The 17,985-nt window shown below is 66.6% G+C and carries 16 protein-coding genes and 1 tRNA gene; 10 read left to right on the top strand and 7 right to left on the bottom strand.

Annotated elements, in window-relative coordinates; all coding sequences use genetic code 11:
• Window positions 1-72 precede the first annotated feature (72 nt).
• The 6 genes from rsmG to rpmH form a co-directional block, all read right to left on the bottom strand.
• The gene (rsmG, locus tag ACZ7L9_RS09070; RefSeq protein WP_471413843.1) at window positions 73-789 is read right to left on the bottom strand and encodes a 16S rRNA (guanine(527)-N(7))-methyltransferase RsmG; all 717 of its coding nucleotides are present in this window, start codon (window positions 787-789) and stop codon (window positions 73-75) included.
• 110 nt (window positions 790-899) lie between these two features.
• Window positions 900-1,409 carry a Jag family protein gene (locus ACZ7L9_RS09065; RefSeq protein WP_114245516.1) on the bottom strand — a complete coding sequence of 170 codons (510 nt, stop codon included), beginning with the start codon at window positions 1,407-1,409 and terminating at the stop codon, window positions 900-902.
• Between the two features lie 14 nt (window positions 1,410-1,423).
• Complete coding sequence (gene yidC, locus ACZ7L9_RS09060; protein WP_471413842.1) at window positions 1,424-2,680, bottom strand: membrane protein insertase YidC; 1,257 nt, start codon at window positions 2,678-2,680, stop codon at window positions 1,424-1,426.
• A 3-nt stretch (window positions 2,681-2,683) separates the two neighbouring features.
• Window positions 2,684-3,043, bottom strand: coding sequence for a membrane protein insertion efficiency factor YidD (yidD, locus tag ACZ7L9_RS09055; protein WP_389984455.1), 360 nt, complete (start codon window positions 3,041-3,043; stop codon window positions 2,684-2,686).
• Window positions 3,040-3,411, bottom strand: a complete 372-nt coding sequence (rnpA, locus tag ACZ7L9_RS09050) for a ribonuclease P protein component (protein WP_266747316.1) — start codon at window positions 3,409-3,411, stop codon at window positions 3,040-3,042. The genes yidD and rnpA overlap by 4 nt, the downstream gene beginning before the upstream one ends.
• Window positions 3,412-3,429: 18 nt before the next feature.
• Window positions 3,430-3,567 (bottom strand): 50S ribosomal protein L34, encoded by a 138-nt coding sequence (gene rpmH / locus ACZ7L9_RS09045; protein WP_030930485.1) that lies wholly within the window; start codon window positions 3,565-3,567, stop codon window positions 3,430-3,432.
• A gap of 381 nt (window positions 3,568-3,948) precedes the next feature.
• On the opposite strand from rpmH, the gene dnaA reads away from it, so the two are divergent.
• The 9 genes from dnaA (at window position 3,949) to ACZ7L9_RS09000 (ending at window position 16,760) form a co-directional block, all read left to right on the top strand.
• A complete protein-coding gene (gene dnaA, locus ACZ7L9_RS09040; RefSeq protein ID WP_471413839.1) occupies window positions 3,949-5,757 on the top strand; it encodes a chromosomal replication initiator protein DnaA in 1,809 nt (602 codons plus the stop codon).
• 996 nt (window positions 5,758-6,753) lie between these two features.
• Entirely contained in the window at window positions 6,754-7,884 is a 1,131-nt protein-coding gene (gene dnaN, locus ACZ7L9_RS09035; protein ID WP_471413837.1) for a DNA polymerase III subunit beta, read from the top strand.
• Window positions 7,885-8,015: 131 nt separating this feature from the next.
• Window positions 8,016-8,894: a phosphogluconate dehydrogenase (NAD(+)-dependent, decarboxylating) gene (gene gnd, locus ACZ7L9_RS09030; protein WP_093895043.1), complete on the top strand. Its 879-nt coding sequence runs from the start codon at window positions 8,016-8,018 to the stop codon at window positions 8,892-8,894.
• Window positions 8,895-9,020: 126 nt separating this feature from the next.
• A complete protein-coding gene (recF, locus tag ACZ7L9_RS09025) occupies window positions 9,021-10,151 on the top strand; it encodes a DNA replication/repair protein RecF (protein ID WP_471413835.1) in 1,131 nt (376 codons plus the stop codon).
• A gap of 14 nt (window positions 10,152-10,165) precedes the next feature.
• The gene (locus ACZ7L9_RS09020) at window positions 10,166-10,738 is read left to right on the top strand and encodes a DciA family protein (protein WP_471413833.1); all 573 of its coding nucleotides are present in this window, start codon (window positions 10,166-10,168) and stop codon (window positions 10,736-10,738) included.
• Window positions 10,739-11,140: 402 nt separating this feature from the next.
• Entirely contained in the window at window positions 11,141-13,246 is a 2,106-nt protein-coding gene (gene gyrB, locus ACZ7L9_RS09015) for a DNA topoisomerase (ATP-hydrolyzing) subunit B (protein ID WP_471413831.1), read from the top strand.
• 46 nt (window positions 13,247-13,292) lie between these two features.
• On the top strand, window positions 13,293-15,914 hold the full coding sequence (gene gyrA, locus ACZ7L9_RS09010) for a DNA gyrase subunit A (RefSeq protein ID WP_471413830.1): 2,622 nt from the start codon (window positions 13,293-13,295) through the stop codon (window positions 15,912-15,914).
• A gap of 93 nt (window positions 15,915-16,007) precedes the next feature.
• Window positions 16,008-16,616: a DUF3566 domain-containing protein gene (locus ACZ7L9_RS09005; RefSeq protein ID WP_471413828.1), complete on the top strand. Its 609-nt coding sequence runs from the start codon at window positions 16,008-16,010 to the stop codon at window positions 16,614-16,616.
• 70 nt (window positions 16,617-16,686) lie between these two features.
• Window positions 16,687-16,760: transfer RNA gene (locus tag ACZ7L9_RS09000), tRNA-Ile, on the top strand.
• A gap of 236 nt (window positions 16,761-16,996) precedes the next feature.
• Here ACZ7L9_RS09000 and ACZ7L9_RS08995 read toward each other — a convergent pair.
• Window positions 16,997-17,368, bottom strand: coding sequence for a DUF6344 domain-containing protein (locus tag ACZ7L9_RS08995; RefSeq protein WP_471413826.1), 372 nt, complete (start codon window positions 17,366-17,368; stop codon window positions 16,997-16,999).
• Between the two features lie 306 nt (window positions 17,369-17,674).
• Between ACZ7L9_RS08995 and ACZ7L9_RS08990 the strand changes: the two genes are divergently transcribed.
• Window positions 17,675-17,809 carry a DLW-39 family protein gene (locus tag ACZ7L9_RS08990; RefSeq protein WP_003958712.1) on the top strand — a complete coding sequence of 45 codons (135 nt, stop codon included), beginning with the start codon at window positions 17,675-17,677 and terminating at the stop codon, window positions 17,807-17,809.
• Window positions 17,810-17,985: the final 176 nt, after the last annotated feature.

Here is a 17,985-nt window from a genome sequence, read left to right as displayed (position 1 = left end):
TTACCGGGAGCATCACCAACGGACATCACGAACCGTACATAACGGCCAATTCCGCAACGTGACCGGACCGTGTCAGCGGCGGCGCCTCGTACGGCTCGTCCTCGCAGCCTTGGCCCTCTTTGCGGCGAACCTCACACCGCCCGGGCTCTCCCCGACCACCACACGCACCACCGTGGACATGGGATCAACGATGCCCTCGCCGACATGCAGCACCTCGGTCTCCACCACACCGAGCTTGCTCAGGGCCGCCCGCGCACCAACGATCTCCACCTCGGCGGTGTCTCCCTTGAGCGCCAGCATCTCTCCGTACGGACGCAGCAGCGGAACGCCCCAGCCGGCCAGCCGGTCGAGCGGCGCCACAGCCCGAGCCGTAACGACGTGAACGGGTTGAAGGGTCCCCAGAACCTCCTCGGCCCGACCGCGCACAACCGTCACATGGCTCAGCCCCAACAGTTCGACGACTTCCTGAAGGAAATTCGTCCGTCGAAGCAAGGGCTCCAACAAAGTGATCTTGAGATCCGGACGCACCAGCGCGAGCGGAATACCCGGAAGGCCCGCACCGGAGCCCACGTCGCAGACCGTGACACCTTCGGGCACAACCTCGGAGAGCACGGCACAGTTCAGCAGATGCCGCTCCCACAGCCGCGGCACCTCACGCGGACCGATCAGCCCCCGTTTCACCCCGGCATCCGCCAGCAGTTCCGCGTACCGGACAGCTTCCGGGAAGAACTCGCCGAAAACCGCTCGCGCGCCTTCAGGCGCCTGGGGAAGCTCTACTTCCGCCGTCACGGGAACCGTCCTTCCATACCGCATTTACCGCGCTGTGGGTGGCTGACTATCAGGCTGACAAAGATCGGCCCCGCCTGCGAACAGACGGGGCCGACAGAACAAGGGTCCGGTCAGGCCGGGAGAACGACGACGAAGCGCTGCGGCTCCTCGCCCTCGGACTCGCTGCGCAGACCGGCGGCCGCGACCGCGTCGTGCACGACCTTGCGCTCGAACGGCGTCATCGGGTCCAGCTTCACCGGCTCACCGGTGCTCTTGACCTCGTCCGCGGCCTTGGCACCCAGCTCGGCGAGCTCCGCCCGCTTCTTGGCACGGAAGCCCGCGATGTCCAGCATCAGACGACTGCGGTCGCCGGTCTCCCGGTGCACAGCAAGCCGCGTCAGCTCCTGGAGTGCCTCCAGCACCTCACCGTCGCGGCCCACGAGCTTCTGCAGATCACGTGCCGAGTCACTGATGATCGAGACCGCGGCCCGGTCTGCCTCGACGTCCATGTCGATGTCGCCGTCGAGATCGGCGATGTCGAGCAGACCCTCGAGGTAGTCCGCTGCGATCTCGCCCTCCTGCTCGAGGCGGGTCAAGGTGTCGCTGCCCTCAGCGGCCGTGGAGGTGGTGCCTTCCGTCACGGATGGACTCCTTCTTACTTCTTGGACGGGTGCTTGGGCCGCTGCGGGCCCTTGCGCTGTCCGGACTTGGCTTGGCGTGAGGAGCCGGCCGCGGGCTTGCCCGCCGGCTTGGGCTTGTCGTCCTGCGATGCGTCCCGCTTATCCAGGGAGGTCTTGGACTCCGGCTCGGCAGAACCGGTCTCCTTGGCCTGCTGGGCGGCGGTCTGGCGCTGGGCCTTGGTCTGGCGCTTGGGCTGCTGACGCCGCTGCGCGGCTCCGCCCTCGGCCTCCGCAACAGCCGTGTCGCTCTTGATCACCGTGCCGTCCTCCTGGGCGGCGAAGCCCAGCTTGGCCAGTCCTGTGATGAACTTCCGCTCGATGTCGTTGCGGTCCGGCCCCTTGGACACGATCCGCTTGACCGTATTGCGCTTGGTCCTGCCACGTACCTCACCGTGAGCGGTGACGCTCTTCAGCAGACGTCCCAGGTACTGGTCCTGCGCCTTGCTGCCCGGGGTCGGGTTCTGGTTGATCACGTACATCTGCTGACCCATGGTCCAGACGTTGGTGGTCAGCCAGTAGACGAGGACACCGACGGGGAAGTTGATGCCCATGACGGCGAAGATCAGCGGGAAGATGTACATCAGCATCTTCTGCTGCTGCATGTACGGCGTCTTGACCGTCAGGTCGACGTTCTTCGTCATCAGCTGGCGCTGGGTGAAGAACTGCGACGCCGACATCATCACGATCATGACCGCGGTGACGACACGAACGTCCAGCAGCGAGGCACCGAGTGCGTGGACCGTCGCTTCGCTGTCCATGAACTTGGCAGCGAGCGGAGCACCGAAGATGTGTGCCTTACGGGCGCTGTCGAGCAGCGGCTGGTCGATGACACCGATCGTCTGACCCGAGGCGATGGCCGAGAGCACGTGATACAGGGCGAAGAAGAACGGCGACTGCGCCAGGATGGGAAGGCACGAGGAGAGCGGGTTGGTGCCCGTCTCCTTGTACAGCTTCATCATCTCTTCGGACTGACGCTGCTTGTCGCTCTTGTAGCGCTCCTGGATCGCCTTCATCTTCGGCTGGAGCACCTGCATGTTGCGGGTCGACTTGATCTGCTTGACGAACAGCGGGATCAGACAGATCCGGATCAGTACCACCAGCGACACGATGGACAGGCCCCAGGCCCAGCCCGTGTCATCGCCGAAAATCGCTCCGTACAACGTATGGAACTGGACGATGACCCATGAAACGGGCCAGGTGATAAAGCTGAACAGACTGGCAATCGTGTCCACTAATCAAGCTCCTTGAGCATTGGGCGAAGTCTCTGCGGCCGGGCTCGGGGATTCGGAAACCGACCCCCCGGGAGGCACGTCAGCGGCGGAGTCCCCGCCCTTGCCACCGCGTATGGCATTGCGCAGCAGTTCGTGCCAACGCGGACGTTTGCGTGGTGGAACATGGTCCACGCCACCGGGTGACCACGGATTGCACCGCAGGATGCGCCAGGCCGTCAGCGCAGTTCCCTTGATCGCTCCGTGCCGGTCGATCGCCGTATATCCATAGTGGGAACACGACGGGTAGTAACGGCAGACAGGCCCCAGAAGTGGGCTGATCGTCCACTGGTACAACTTGATGAGAGCCAGCAGCGGGTACTTCATCGCGCGCCCCCTCCCAGCAGCCGCTGAAGAGCGGCATCCAGGTCTCGGGCCAGCTGTTCATGGTCGGCATCGCCCGCTCCGGGCAACGCTCGTACGACAACCAGGCTACCGGGGGGCAGCAGGGCCAGCCGTTCCCGGACCAGGTGGCGAAGCCTGCGCTTCACCGCTGTGCGTACAACCGCTCCACCTACAGCTTTGCTGACAACGAAACCCGCACGCGGCGGGGGAGCACTCTCCCCAGTCACGTGCGGGTCCGTTGCACCGCTGCGTAGATGAACGACGAGTAGCGGGCGGCCGGCCCGGCGTCCCCGACGTACTGCGGTCGCGAAGTCCTCGCGCCGCCTCAGCCGATTCTCGGTAGGCAGCACGTCATGACCTGTAAACGATCAGGCGGACAGGTTGGCGCGACCCTTGCCACGGCGGGACGCGAGAATCGCGCGGCCGGCACGGGTGCGCATCCGCAGCCGGAAGCCGTGGGTCTTCGCGCGACGACGGTTGTTCGGCTGGAAGGTGCGCTTGCTCACTCGGGGGCTCCAGAAATGACTCGTGTGTTGGCGGGACATCGCCTGGCTGTCACCGTGCGCCCACGAGAGACTCGCGTAAACGCTCTAGTGCACCGCTTCACGATCACAGATCGTGATCTTTGCCCATCGGAGGCAGGCGGCAGCAGCCATCGACAACTCGACCTGGCCACGGTACGCGCGGCCACACCACCCGGTCAAACCGCCTCTGCCGCACCCCGCACTATGCACAGGCTGTGGACAACAACTTGAACCACGCGGGTCGGCCTGACTACCGTGGCTGAACCCCGGTTCTTTTTCTTCCTGCCCGCCGGTCCTCACCCATCCCGAACCATCCCGTCCCGAGAACCACACATTCGTGGGACCAGCGAGAGAGCGTGCTTTGTGGCTGACGTACCTGCCGATCTTGCCGCAGTGTGGCCACGAGTGCTGGAGCAACTCCTCGGAGAGGGCCAGCAGGGCATCGAGCCGAAGGACAAGCAGTGGATCGAGCGCTGCCAGCCGCTCGCACTGGTCGCCGACACGGCGCTGCTCGCCGTCCCCAATGAATGGGGCAAGCGCGTACTGGAAGGCCGGCTCGCGCCGCTCATCAGCGAGACACTGAGCCGCGAATGCGGCCGCCCGATCCGCATCGCGATCACCGTCGACGACTCCGCGGGCGAACCTCCGAGCCCGCCCGCGCCCCCCATGCACCAGTCCCCGCAGCCCCAGCAGCACCGCTACCAGGGACCGCAGCACGATGAGCGTCAGCACGACGACGCGTACGACGGATACGGCCACCGGCCCTCGGACGACGGCATGCCGACCGCCCGGCCCGCCTACCCCGACTACCAGCAGCAGCGCCGCGACCCCGGTGCGTGGCCGCGCAGCCAGGAGGACCTCTCCTGGCAGCAGCCCCGGCTCGGCGGATTCCAGGACCGCGACACCTCGGCGGAACAGTGGCGGGAGCCGTACGCCGGCGGCCGTCCCCAGCAGCCGCAGCACGACTACCGGCCGCAGCCGCCCGAGCGTCAGAGTTACGAACAGCAGCGCCCCGAGCGCCACGACATGCAGGACCCCCAGGCCCAGCACCGGCAGGGCGGCGCCGGCACCGGACGGCCCGGCGGCGCCACCGGGCCGATGGGCGCACAGCCCGCCCCCACGCCCGGCGCCGGTGAGCCGGCGGCCCGGCTGAATCCGAAGTACCTCTTCGACACATTCGTCATCGGTGCGTCCAACCGGTTCGCACACGCCGCAGCGGTCGCGGTCGCCGAAGCACCCGCCAAGGCGTACAACCCGCTCTTCATCTATGGGGAGTCCGGACTCGGCAAGACCCATCTGCTGCACGCGATCGGGCACTACGCGCGCAGCCTCTACCCGGGCACCCGGGTGCGGTACGTGAGCTCCGAGGAGTTCACCAACGAGTTCATCAACTCGATCCGCGACGGCAAGGGCGACACCTTCCGCAAGCGCTACCGCGATGTGGACATCCTGCTGGTCGACGACATCCAGTTCCTGGCGAGCAAGGAGTCGACGCAGGAGGAGTTCTTCCACACCTTCAATACGCTCCACAACGCCAACAAGCAGATCGTGCTGTCCTCGGACCGGCCGCCCAAGCAGCTGGTGACCCTGGAGGACCGGCTGCGGAACCGTTTCGAGTGGGGTCTGACCACCGATGTCCAGCCGCCGGAGCTGGAGACGCGGATCGCGATCCTCCGTAAGAAGGCGGTCCAGGAGCAGCTCAACGCCCCGCCGGAGGTACTGGAGTTCATCGCCTCCCGTATCTCCCGGAACATCAGGGAATTGGAGGGGGCGCTGATCCGGGTCACGGCCTTCGCCAGCCTCAATCGCCAGCCGGTCGATCTCGGGCTGACCGAGCATGTGCTGAAGGATCTGATCCCGGGTGGCGAGGACTCGGCTCCTGAGATCACGGCGACGGCCATCATGGCGGCGACCGCGGACTACTTCGGTCTGACGGTGGACGATCTCTGCGGAACCTCGCGCAGCCGCGTACTGGTGACGGCCCGCCAGATCGCGATGTACCTCTGCCGGGAGCTGACCGATCTTTCGCTGCCCAAGATCGGGGCGCAGTTCGGCGGCCGCGACCATACGACGGTGATGCACGCGGACCGGAAGATCCGCGCGCTGATGGCGGAGCGACGCTCCATCTACAACCAGGTCACCGAGCTCACCAACCGCATCAAGAACGGCTGACGGCCGCCGACACGCATACGCCCCGTACGCGTCGGAAGGGCGCCTGCGGAACCTTCACCGGGTTCCGCGGGCGCCCTTCTTCGCTGTCCGGAGCCCCGCGCCGAAGCCCCTCCGAGGTCCGCCGAAGCCGGTCCGGAGTCCGTCCAGCCCCTCCGAGACCGTTGCGAAACCCGCTCGGAAGCCGCTCCGAAGCCGGACTCCGCGGCTCCGGGGTGGTCGCGGTGTTCGAATACATGCCGCTGGGCGTCTGTTCTCCACAGATCTGGGGAGATTTTCTCCTCCACAGCCTGGGGACCCAGAAGTTGTTCCATATTGCTTCCACAGGGGCGACTGCCGATACTCCATCAGGCCAGGTCAAAGGCCTGGGGATTTGTGGTCAACAGCGATCCACAGCCTGTGGACAAAATCTTTGTCCACAGGGAGCCGATGATGTTGTCCACCGGTGGCCCACAGCACGGGCCGTGTTGTCCCCAGCTTGATCGGGCTTCTCCACATGCCTGTCCACTGTTCGGCAACGCAACGACGCCTTTCACTGCGCCGAGTGAAAGGCGTCACACCGAGAGGGTCGGTTGGGCTGTGGGGAACCTGGGTAAAGCTGGGGACAGCCCTGGGGAGAAACCCACTTGTCCTGTGTACCGGGTGTGCAGAACTTTCGTCCGTCCACAGAAGCACCGGGTTGTCCACCGGTGCCACCCACAGGGTCGGTGGACAAAAAACTGGGCCTGACCTGCGAAAACGACGTTATCCACCGTTTCCACAGGCCCTACTACTACTGCCACCTATAGTTAGCCCGGAATCCGCTTCGAAGTGGGGCCTGTGCACAACTCGGGGCCGAGGCGCTCCGAGCCTCTTGTCGCGACTTGACCCCGAGCAGCACCGAGTGTCGGTGCCGTACGTCAGACTGGTCCCCGGCGTCCTCCCGCTGTCATCGGCGAGAGACGCGATCGGACGACGAAGGCCAGCAGGGCGAGCGAGCAACAGCAGGAGGCGGTTCCGGTGAAGATCCGGGTGGAGCGCGATGTACTCGCGGAGGCTGTGGCCTGGGTGGCCCGTAGCCTCCCGGCCCGTCCGCCGGCGCCCGTTCTTGCAGGCCTTCTGTTGAAGGCTGAGGACGGCGCCCTCAGCTTCTCCAGCTTCGACTACGAGGTCTCGGCCCGGGTCTCGGTGGACGCGGAGGTCGAGGAGGACGGCACGGTGCTGGTCTCCGGCCGGCTGCTCGCCGACATCTGCCGCGCCCTTCCCAACCGCCCGGTGGAGATTTCCACAGACGGTGTACGGGCGACCGTGGTCTGCGGCTCCTCACGATTCACACTCCACACCCTTCCTGTGGAGGAGTACCCGGCGCTGCCCGAGATGCCGACCGCGACCGGCACGGTTCCCGGTGAGGTCTTCGCCTCTGCCGCCGCGCAGGTCGCCATCGCCGCGGGCCGTGACGACACGCTGCCGGTCCTGACCGGTGTGCGGATCGAGATCGAGGGCGAGACCGTCACCCTGGCCTCCACCGACCGCTACCGCTTCGCGGTCCGCGAGTTCCTCTGGAAGCCGGAGAACCCGGATGCGTCGGCTGTCGCGCTGGTGCCCGCCAAGACCCTGCTGGACACCGCAAAGGCCCTGACCAGCGGTGACACGGTGACGCTGGCGCTGTCCGGCTCGGGTGCCGGTGAGGGCCTGATCGGTTTCGAGGGAGCGGGCCGGCGTACGACCACGCGGCTGCTCGAAGGCGATCTGCCGAAGTACCGCACGCTGTTCCCGACCGAGTTCAACTCGGTCGCGGTCATCGAGACCGCTCCGTTCGTCGAGGCCGTCAAGCGTGTGGCCCTCGTTGCCGAGCGGAACACCCCGGTGCGGCTCAGCTTCGAGCAGGGTGTGCTGATCCTGGAGGCGGGTTCCAGTGACGACGCACAGGCTGTGGAGAGGGTCGAGGCGGTGCTGGAGGGCGACGACATCTCGATCGCCTTCAACCCGACCTTCCTGCTGGACGGGCTGAGCGCGATCGACTCCCCGGTCGCCCAGCTCTCCTTCACGACGTCCACCAAGCCCGCGCTGCTCAGCGGTCGCCCGGCCGTGGACGCCGACGCGGATGAGGCGTACAAGTACCTGATCATGCCGGTCCGCCTTTCCGGCTGATCCGGCCATCGGTCCCGTATGGACAGCTTCCGACGGGCACGCTCAGCGCCGAGCATGCCCGTCGATCTGTCCCCGGCCGGGCGTAGGCTCGGCCTTGGGTACGAATCGGCACAACGCTTAAGGAATCTCTGATGGAGCTCGGTCTCGTCGGCCTCGGCAAGATGGGCGGCAACATGCGCGAGCGCATCCGCCGCGCAGGCCACACCGTCATCGGTTACGACCGCAACCCGGACGTCTCCGATGTCCACAGCCTCGAAGAGCTCGTGGGCAAGCTGAAGGGCCCCCGGGTCGTCTGGGTGATGGTGCCGGCCGGCGCCCCGACCCAGGCCACCATCGACGAGCTGGCCGGTCTCCTCTCGCCCGGCGACATCGTCGTGGACGGCGGGAATTCCCGCTGGACGGACGACGAGAAGCACGCGGTCGAGCTGGGCATCAAGGGCATCGGCTTCGTGGACTGCGGCGTCTCCGGCGGTGTCTGGGGCCTGGAGAACGGCTACGCGCTGATGTACGGCGGCGACGCCGAGAACGTGGCGAAGGTCCAGCCCGTCTTCGACGCGCTGAAGCCCGAGGGCGACTTCGGTTCCGTCCACGCGGGCAAGGTCGGCGCCGGTCACTTCGCGAAGATGGTCCACAACGGCATCGAGTACGCCATGATGCAGGCCTACGCCGAGGGCTGGGAGCTGCTGGAGAAGGTCGACTCCGTCACCGATGTGCGCGAGGTCTTCCGCTCGTGGCAGGAGGGCACGGTCATCCGTTCCTGGCTGCTCGACCTGGCGGTCAACGCGCTGGACGACGACGAGCACCTCGACAAGCTCCGTGGCTTCGCCGCCGACTCCGGTGAGGGCCGCTGGACGGTGGAGGCCGCGATCGACAACGCGGTGCCGCTGCCCGCGATCACGGCGTCGCTCTTCGCGCGTTTCGCCTCGCGGCAGGACGATTCCCCGCAGATGAAGATGATCGCCGCGCTGCGCAACCAGTTCGGTGGCCACGCGGTGGAGAACAAGAAGTAGATCAACAAGAAGTTGATCAGCAAGAAGCAGAACACGAAGTAACCGCAACGAGGAGTGGGCCGGGCCGCCATGTCCGACCCGCACCACGGAGCACGGAGCAGGAAGCCGGGAAGGTCGGCGTACACCATGCATGTCACGCATCTCTCGCTGGCCGACTTCCGCTCGTACGCCCGGGTCGAGGTACCTCTCGATCCGGGCGTCACCGCTTTCGTGGGGGCCAATGGGCAGGGCAAGACGAATCTGGTGGAGGCCGTCGGCTACCTCGCGACGCTGGGCAGCCATCGGGTCTCCTCCGACGCGCCGCTGGTGCGGATGGGGGCGGACCGGGCTGTCGTCAGGGCCGCTGTCATGCAGGGCGAGCGTTCGCAGCTGATCGAGCTGGAGCTCAATCCGGGCAAGGCCAATCGGGCCCGGATCAATAGATCGTCCCAGGTCAAGCCCCGTGATGTGCTGGGGATCATACGTACGGTGCTGTTCGCGCCGGAGGATCTGGCGCTGGTCAAGGGGGACCCCGGGGAGCGTCGGCGTTTTCTCGACGAGCTGATCACGGCGCGTTCGCCGCGTATGGCGGGGGTGCGTTCGGACTACGAGCGCGTGCTGAAGCAGCGCAACACCTTGCTGAAGTCGGCGGCGATGGCGCGCAGGCACGGTGGCCGGTCGATGGATCTGTCCACGCTCGATGTGTGGGACCAGCATCTGGGCCGGGTGGGTGCGGAGCTGCTGGCGCAGCGGCTGGATCTGATTGCCGCGTTGCAGCCGTTGGCCGACAAGGCGTATGGGGATGTGGCTCCGGGGGGTGGTCCGGTGGCGTTGGAGTACCGCAGTTCGGTCGGTGCGGGTGTGGATTCGGCGCGTACGCGTGAGGAGCTGTACGAGCAGCTGATCGCGGCCTTGGCGGAGGTCCGTAAGCAGGAGATCGAGCGGGGTGTGACGTTGGTCGGTCCGCACCGTGACGATCTGCTGCTGGGGCTGCGGGGAATGCCGGCCAAGGGGTACGCGAGCCATGGTGAGTCCTGGTCGTTTGCGTTGGCGCTGAGACTGGCTTCGTACGATCTGCTGCGCAGCGAGGGCAATGAGCCGGTGCTGGTGCTGGACGATGTCTTCGCGGAGCTGGATGCGCGTCGTCGTGAGCGGTTGGCGGAGTTGGTGGCGCCGGGTGAGCAGGTGCTGGTGACGGCAGCGGTGGACGACGATGTTCCGGGGGTTCTGGCGGGGGCGCGGTATGCGGTGTCCGCGGGTGAGGTGGAGCGGCTGTGAGCGGCCGTGGTGAGGTGTCCGGGACCACCGGTGTTCCTGGGGAGCCGACGCAGGGGCGGCCGGTGGAGGGGAAGCAGCCGGAGCCGTCGGGGGTGGATCTGGCGCGGGTGGCGTTGCGTGCGGCGAAGGAGCAGGCGCGGGCGCGTGGTGCTGCGGCGCAGCAGAAGAAGCAGGCCAGGCGGGGTGGTGGGCTGCGTTCGGGGGCGCGGGCGGATGGGCGGGATCCGCTGCCGTTGGGTGCTGCGATCAATCGTCTGATCACTGAGCACGGCTGGGAGACGCCTGCGGCGGTGGGTGGGGTGATGGGTCGTTGGCCGCAGATCGTGGGTGAGGATCTGGCGAATCACTGTGTCCCGTTGCGGTACGACGAGGATCCGGACGAGCGGGTGCTGACAGTGCAGTGCGATTCGACGGCGTGGGCGACGCAGCTGCGGTTGCTGGCGCCGCAGCTGGTGGCCCGGCTGAATGCGGATCTGGGGCACGGCACGGTGCGGTTGATCAAGGTGTTGGGGCCCGGGGGGCCGCAGCGCAGGTTCGGCCCGCTGCGGGCGCCGGGGAGTACCGGTCCTGGCGATACATATGGCTGAGAGCGTCTGAGCTGGGCTTTTTCGCGTTCCTCAGGGGTGTGGGGGCGTATTCGGGAGGTGATCGGGGTGCTGTGCCGTCTTCTCGGTGATGCCGTCCGTCGCGTCCGTGTTGTGCGGGTATGCGGCGGTTGAAGCCGTACGGGGGGAGCGGGGCGTCCCTCACGGTAGCGAAAGGTTGACAGGCCGAAGCGCTCAATGCCCGCGTGAGCCTCTTGGGGGCCCGTCCTGAATATGGGGAGTCGTCAGGCGCTCATCCAGGGCGGCACATGCGTACTCAGGTACCGGCAAACCCCCATTAGTGTCGGCGCTACCGGTAGACTGGTGAATAATCCCGCACCGCTGCGGGAGTCGTCGATACAAGCCGAACGACGCAGCCGCTCCCGACTGTCCGGAGAACGGCCTGTGCTGTGCCAGAAAGGGCGCTTCGTGGCCGATTCCGGCAACCCCAACGAGAACATTCCGTCTACACCCGGTGAGAGCGGCGAGGTGATCGCCTCGGCCGAGGCATCCGTTTCCGGCGAGGTCACCCCCTCGTACGACGCCAGCGCGATCACCGTCCTCGAGGGCCTGGACGCGGTCCGCAAGCGACCTGGCATGTACATCGGCTCGACCGGTGAGCGGGGCCTCCACCACCTCGTGTACGAGGTCGTCGACAACTCGGTCGACGAGGCCCTGGCAGGGCACGCGGACACGATCGACGTCACGATCCTCGCCGACGGCGGGGTCCGTGTGATCGACAACGGCCGGGGTATCCCGGTCGACATCGTGCCGTCGGAGAAGAAGCCGGCCGTCGAGGTCGTGCTGACCGTCCTGCACGCCGGCGGCAAGTTCGGCGGCGGCGGCTACGCCGTCTCCGGTGGTCTGCACGGTGTCGGTGTCTCCGTGGTGAACGCGCTGTCCTCGCGTGTCTCCGTCGAGGTCAGCCGGGACGGGTACCGCTGGACCCAGGACTACAAGCTGGGTGTGCCGACCGCTCCGCTGGCCCGTAACGAGGCCACCGATGAGTCGGGTACGACGGTCACGTTCTGGGCCGACGGGGACATCTTCGAGACCACCGAGTACTCCTTCGAGACCCTGTCGCGCCGCTTCCAGGAGATGGCGTTCCTCAACAAGGGTCTGACGATCAGGCTCACCGACGAGCGTGAGTCGGCGAAGGCGACGGCGGGTGCGGATGTCGCCGAGGTGGCCGAGGTCGCCGAGGAGGAGCAGGCCCGTACGGTCACGTACCACTACGACGGCGGCATCGTCGACTTCGTGAAGTACCTCAACTCCCGCAAGGGCGATGTCATTCACCAGTCGGTGATCGACATCGAGGCCGAGGACAAGGAGCGTCTCCTCTCGGCCGAGATCGCCATGCAGTGGAACACGCAGTACAGCGAGGGTGTCTACTCCTTCGCCAACACGATCCACACGCATGAGGGCGGTACGCACGAGGAGGGTTTCCGCGCGGCGCTGACGACGCTGGTCAACAAGTACGCGCGGGACAAGAAGCTGCTGCGCGAGAAGGACGACAACCTCACCGGTGACGACATCCGTGAGGGTCTGACGGCGATCATCTCGGTGAAGCTGGGCGAGCCGCAGTTCGAGGGTCAGACGAAGACCAAGCTGGGCAACACGGAGGCGAAGACCTTCGTCCAGAAGGTGGTCCACGAGCACCTCACGGACTGGTTCGACCGGAACCCGAACGAGGCTGCCGACATCATCCGCAAGGGCATCGCGGCGGCCACGGCCCGTGTCGCGGCCCGCAAGGCGCGTGATCTCACCCGTCGCAAGGGGCTCCTGGAGAGCGCCTCGCTGCCGGGCAAGCTGAGCGACTGCCAGTCCAACGATCCGACGAAGTGCGAGATCTTCATCGTCGAGGGGGACTCCGCCGGTGGTTCGGCGAAGTCCGGCCGTAATCCGATGTACCAGGCGATCCTGCCGATCCGGGGCAAGATCCTGAACGTCGAGAAGGCCCGGGTCGACAAGATCCTGCAGAACACCGAGGTCCAGGCGCTGATCTCGGCCTTCGGTACCGGGGTCCACGAGGACTTCGACATCGAGAAGCTCCGCTATCACAAGATCATTCTGATGGCGGACGCCGATGTCGACGGTCAGCACATCAACACCCTGCTGCTCACGTTCCTCTTCCGTTTCATGCGTCCGCTGGTCGAGGCCGGGCACGTGTACCTTTCCCGCCCCCCGCTCTACAAGATCAAGTGGGGCCGGGACGACTTCGAGTACGCGTACTCGGACCGCGAGCGCGACGCCCTGGTCGAGCTCGGCAAGCAGAACGGCAAGCGGATCAAGGAAGACTCGATCCAGCGCTTCAAGGGTCTCGGCGAGATGAACGCCGAGGAGCTGCGCGTCACCACGATGGACGTCGACCACCGGGTCCTCGGCCAGGTCACGCTGGACGACGCGGCGCAGGCCGATGACCTCTTCTCGGTGCTGATGGGCGAGGACGTCGAGGCGCGGCGCTCGTTCATCCAGCGCAACGCCAAGGACGTCCGCTTCCTCGACATCTGAGTCGGCCGTACCAGCAAGCCGCCGCTCGAAAGGACTTTGACCAGCAATGGCCGACGAGAACACCCCTGTAACACCTGAAGAGGAATCCGCCGCCGGTGTGGGCATGCGTGTCGAGCCCGTGGGGCTCGAGACGGAGATGCAGCGCTCCTACCTCGACTACGCGATGTCCGTGATCGTCTCGCGTGCGCTGCCGGACGTGCGGGACGGTCTCAAGCCCGTCCACCGCCGGGTGCTGTACGCGATGTACGACGGCGGTTACCGGCCCGAGAAGGGCTTCTACAAGTGTGCCCGTGTCGTCGGTGACGTCATGGGTACGTATCACCCGCACGGTGACTCGTCGATCTACGACGCACTGGTGCGACTGGCACAGCCGTGGTCGATGCGCATGCCGCTGGTGGACTCCAACGGCAACTTCGGTTCTCCGGGCAACGACCCGGCCGCCGCCATGCGGTACACCGAGTGCAAGATGATGCCGCAGTCCATGGAGATGGTCCGGGACATCGACGAGGAGACCGTCGACTTCCAGGACAACTACGACGGCCGCAACCAGGAACCGACGGTCCTGCCGGCGCGCTTCCCGAACCTGCTGGTCAACGGTTCCGCGGGCATCGCGGTCGGTATGGCGACCAACATTCCGCCGCACAACCTGCGTGAGGTCGCGGAGGGTGCGCAGTGGTACCTGGAGCACCCGGAGGCCTCGCACGAGGAGCTGCTGGACGCGCTGATCGAGCGGATCAAGGGTCCGGACTTCCCGACGGGTGCGCTCGTCGTGGGCCGCAAGGGCATCGAGGAGGCGTACCGCACCGGCCGTGGCTCGATCACGATGCGTGCGGTCGTCGCGGTCGAGGAGATCCAGAACCGGCAGTGCCTGGTCGTGACGGAGCTTCCGTACCAGACCAACCCGGACAACCTGGCGCAGAAGATCGCCGACCTGGTGAAGGACGGCAAGATCGGCGGGATCGCGGACGTCCGTGACGAGACCTCGTCGCGTACGGGTCAGCGTCTGGTGGTCGTGCTGAAGCGGGACGCGGTCGCCAAGGTCGTTCTGAACAACCTGTACAAGCACACCGATCTGCAGACCAATTTCGGCGCCAACATGCTGGCGCTGGTCGACGGTGTGCCGCGGACCCTGTCGATCGACGCGTTCATCCGGCACTGGGTGACGCACCAGATCGAGGTCATCGTCCGGCGTACGAGGTTCCGTCTGCGCAAGGCGGAGGAGCGGGCGCACATTCTGCGTGGTCTGCTCAAGGCGCTGGACGCGATCGACGAGGTCATCGCCCTCATCCGGCGCAGCCAGACGGTCGAGGTGGCGCGCGAGGGCCTGATGGGCCTGCTGGAGATCGACGAGATCCAGGCGAACGCGATCCTGGAGATGCAGCTGCGCCGGCTGGCCGCGCTGGAGCACCAGAAGATCACGGCCGAGCACGACGAGCTCCAGGCGAAGATCAACGAGTACAACGCGATCCTGGTGTCGCCGGAGCGGCAGCGGCAGATCGTCAGCGAGGAACTGGCGGCGATCGTCGAGAAGTTCGGCGACGACCGGCGTTCCAAGCTGGTGCCCTTCGACGGTGACATGTCCATCGAGGACCTGATCGCCGAGGAGGACATCGTCGTCACGATCTCGCGCGGCGGCTATGTGAAGCGTACGAAGACGGACGACTACCGCTCGCAGAAGCGCGGCGGCAAGGGCGTGCGCGGTACGAAGCTCAAGGAAGACGACATCGTCGACCACTTCTTCGTGTCGACGACGCACCACTGGCTGCTGTTCTTCACGAACAAGGGCCGGGTGTACCGGGCGAAGGCGTACGAGCTCCCGGATGCCGGCCGTGACGCCCGTGGTCAGCACGTCGCCAACCTGCTGGCCTTCCAGCCGGACGAGCGGATCGCCCAGATTCTGGCGATCCGCGACTACGAGGCCGCGCCGTATCTGATCCTGGCCACGCAGGGCGGCCTCGTGAAGAAGACCGCGTTGAAGGACTACGACTCGCCGCGTTCCGGTGGCGTCATCGCGATCAACCTGCGGGAGACGGCGGACGGCTCCGATGACGAGCTGATCGGTGCGGAGTTGGTGTCGGCCGAGGACGATCTGCTGCTCATCAGCAAGAAGGCCCAGTCGATCAGGTTCACGGCGACGGACGAGGCGCTGCGCCCGATGGGCCGTGCCACGTCGGGCGTCAAGGGCATGAGTTTCCGTGAAGGCGACGAACTGCTCTCGATGAATGTTGTCCGGCCGGGTACGTTCGTGTTCACTGCCACCGACGGCGGGTACGCGAAGCGGACTCCCGTCGACGAGTACCGGGTTCAGGGCCGTGGCGGCCTGGGCATCAAGGCCGCCAAGATCGTGGAGGACCGGGGCTCGCTGGTCGGCGCGCTGGTGGTCGAGGAGACGGATGAGATCCTCGCCATCACGCTCGGCGGCGGTGTGATTCGTACGAGAGTCAATGAAGTCAGGGAGACGGGCCGTGACACCATGGGCGTCCAACTGATCAATCTGGGCAAGCGCGATGCCGTCGTAGGTATCGCCCGCAACGCCGAAGCCGGTCGTGAGGCCGAAGAGGTCGAGGGGTCCGAGGACGCCGAGGCCGCGGTGGCGGGTGCTGCAGAGAGCACGGTCGAGGGTAATGCCGAAGGCACTTCGCCTTCGGCTGGGGAGCACGAGGAGTAGAGCGTGAGTGGAGCCACGGGCGCCGGTTCGGCCGCTTCCGGAGCTGGAGCGAACGGTGCCCGTGGCCCTGCCACGGACTCCCAAGGGGGCACTGTGACGGACACCCGGGGGCCTCAGCCCCAGTACGAGGGTTACGCGACCGGGCCGTTGCCCGGTGAGCGCGAGCCCGCAGCGGGGCAGGCGAGCGGGCCCTACCACCCGCCGCAGGCGTACCCCTCGCCCGCGGGCGGGACCCAGGGCGGCCGGCCGCACGGCACGCAGGGCGGTGCGCAGGGCGCCGGCGCCGCGCAGGCGGCCCGGCTGCCGCGGACGGGGGCGCGGACGACTCCGCGTACCCGCAAGGCCCGTCTGCGGGTGGCCAAGGCCGACCCGTGGTCGGTGATGAAGGTGAGCTTCCTGCTCTCCATCGCGCTCGGTATCTGCACGGTGGTGGCGGCGGCGGTGCTGTGGATGGTGATGGACGCGATGGGCGTCTTCGAGACCGTGGGCGGCACGATCAGCGAGGCCACCGGTTCGAACGACAGCGGCGGCTTCGATCTCCAGTCGTTCCTGTCGCTTCCGCGGGTCCTCATCTTCACCTCGGTCATCGCGGTGATCGACGTGGTGCTGGCGACCGCGCTGGCGACGCTGGGCTCCTTCATCTACAACCTGTCGGCAGGTTTCGTGGGCGGCGTCGAGCTCACGCTGGCCGAGGACGAGTAGGGCACGGAGTATCGATTTTGGGACTGGCCCCGACGTGCGCTAATCTTCAGAAGTCAGCGCGCAGCGCGGCGGGGCTATAGCTCAGTTGGTTAGAGCGCATCCCTGATAAGGATGAGGCCACAGGTTCAAATCCTGTTAGCCCCACAGTGACAGCAGAAGGCCCGGTATCTCCTCGGAGACACCGGGCCTTCTGCGTGTGGTCGGTGCGGTGCGCGCTCGGTGCGGCTGCGTGGGGTGCGTCGGGCCGAGGAGGTTCTGCTGTCCTCTGCTGTCTTCGCGTCAGGAGGGGCAGGAGGGGCAGGAGGGGCCTGGAGCGTACGAAGGAGCCCCCGTCCGGTGTGAACCGGCCCCGGGGGCTCTGTACGTCAGTTGTGCGGCGCTCACGGGGGGAGGAGGGACGCGTCCCCCGCCGGAGCTCCGTGGGTGGCGTGGGCGGTGTTCCTGGATTCCGTGGCGTCCGTCGTGTCCTCGGACAGTTGCCAGGCGGCGGATGAGGAGCCGTGTGCCTCGGCACGGATGCGCTGCTTCATCGTGGGTGGCAGCGCCCTGTCACGCGGAAGGGTCCAGCGGACCGACGGAGTGGTCGCGGTTGCCGCGGTCGCCCCCGTGTGCTCGTGGCTCGTGGTGGTCGGATCCGGGGCGTTCGGCTCCGTGGCCGCCGCCGGGGTGCTCATGAGCCCCAGTGCGGCGAGGAGGGCGAAGAAGGCGGTGATGAAGGCGGTCCAGATGTTCTTGGCCTTGAAGGTGCTCATGGCCCCTCGCTTTCGGGTAGTCCGGTTTGCTTACCTTTCTGATGATGTGGATGTGGCCCTTGATTTCGTGGACCGACGCCGCGGATCCGTCGATCTTCAGATGAACACCACTCATCTGGTGCAACCGGCCTCGACGGGCTTGCGAGGGGCGGCCGGCGCCGGCGTGATCTCCGGCCGGAGCGATTCTCGGTGATCGCTTTTCCCTGGGCGCCAATTGGGCCGCAGGTAGGTCACCGATCGATATCGGCCGGTGTGTATAGTCGGGCGGCAGAAGTCCCCTACGTCAAGGAAAGACGAGGTCGCGCGGTGAAGAAGCTTCTCCTGGTCGCACTGGCCGCCATCGGCGGGCTCCTCGTGTACCGCCAGATCCAGGCGGATCGCGCCGAGCAGGATCTGTGGACGGAGGCGACCGACTCCGTGCCCGCAGGTTCGGGTGTGTGAGACAGAACAGCCTGATTGCGGGCCCCGGTCGCTGAGCGGCCGGGGCTTCGTGCTGTTGCGGGACCGTGACACCTGTGCTCTTGAGTTCACCTAAGCAAATCAATAGGTTGCGGGAGCAAAAGGTTCGGCTTTTTCGGTCGGGGGGCACGCGTGAGGACACAGGATCACCGCCGCAC

This window comes from Streptomyces sp. NPDC111516 (assembly GCF_055635345.1).
The sequence above is the reverse complement of the archived record's forward strand: the minus strand, read 5'-3'. Positions and strand labels throughout refer to the sequence as shown.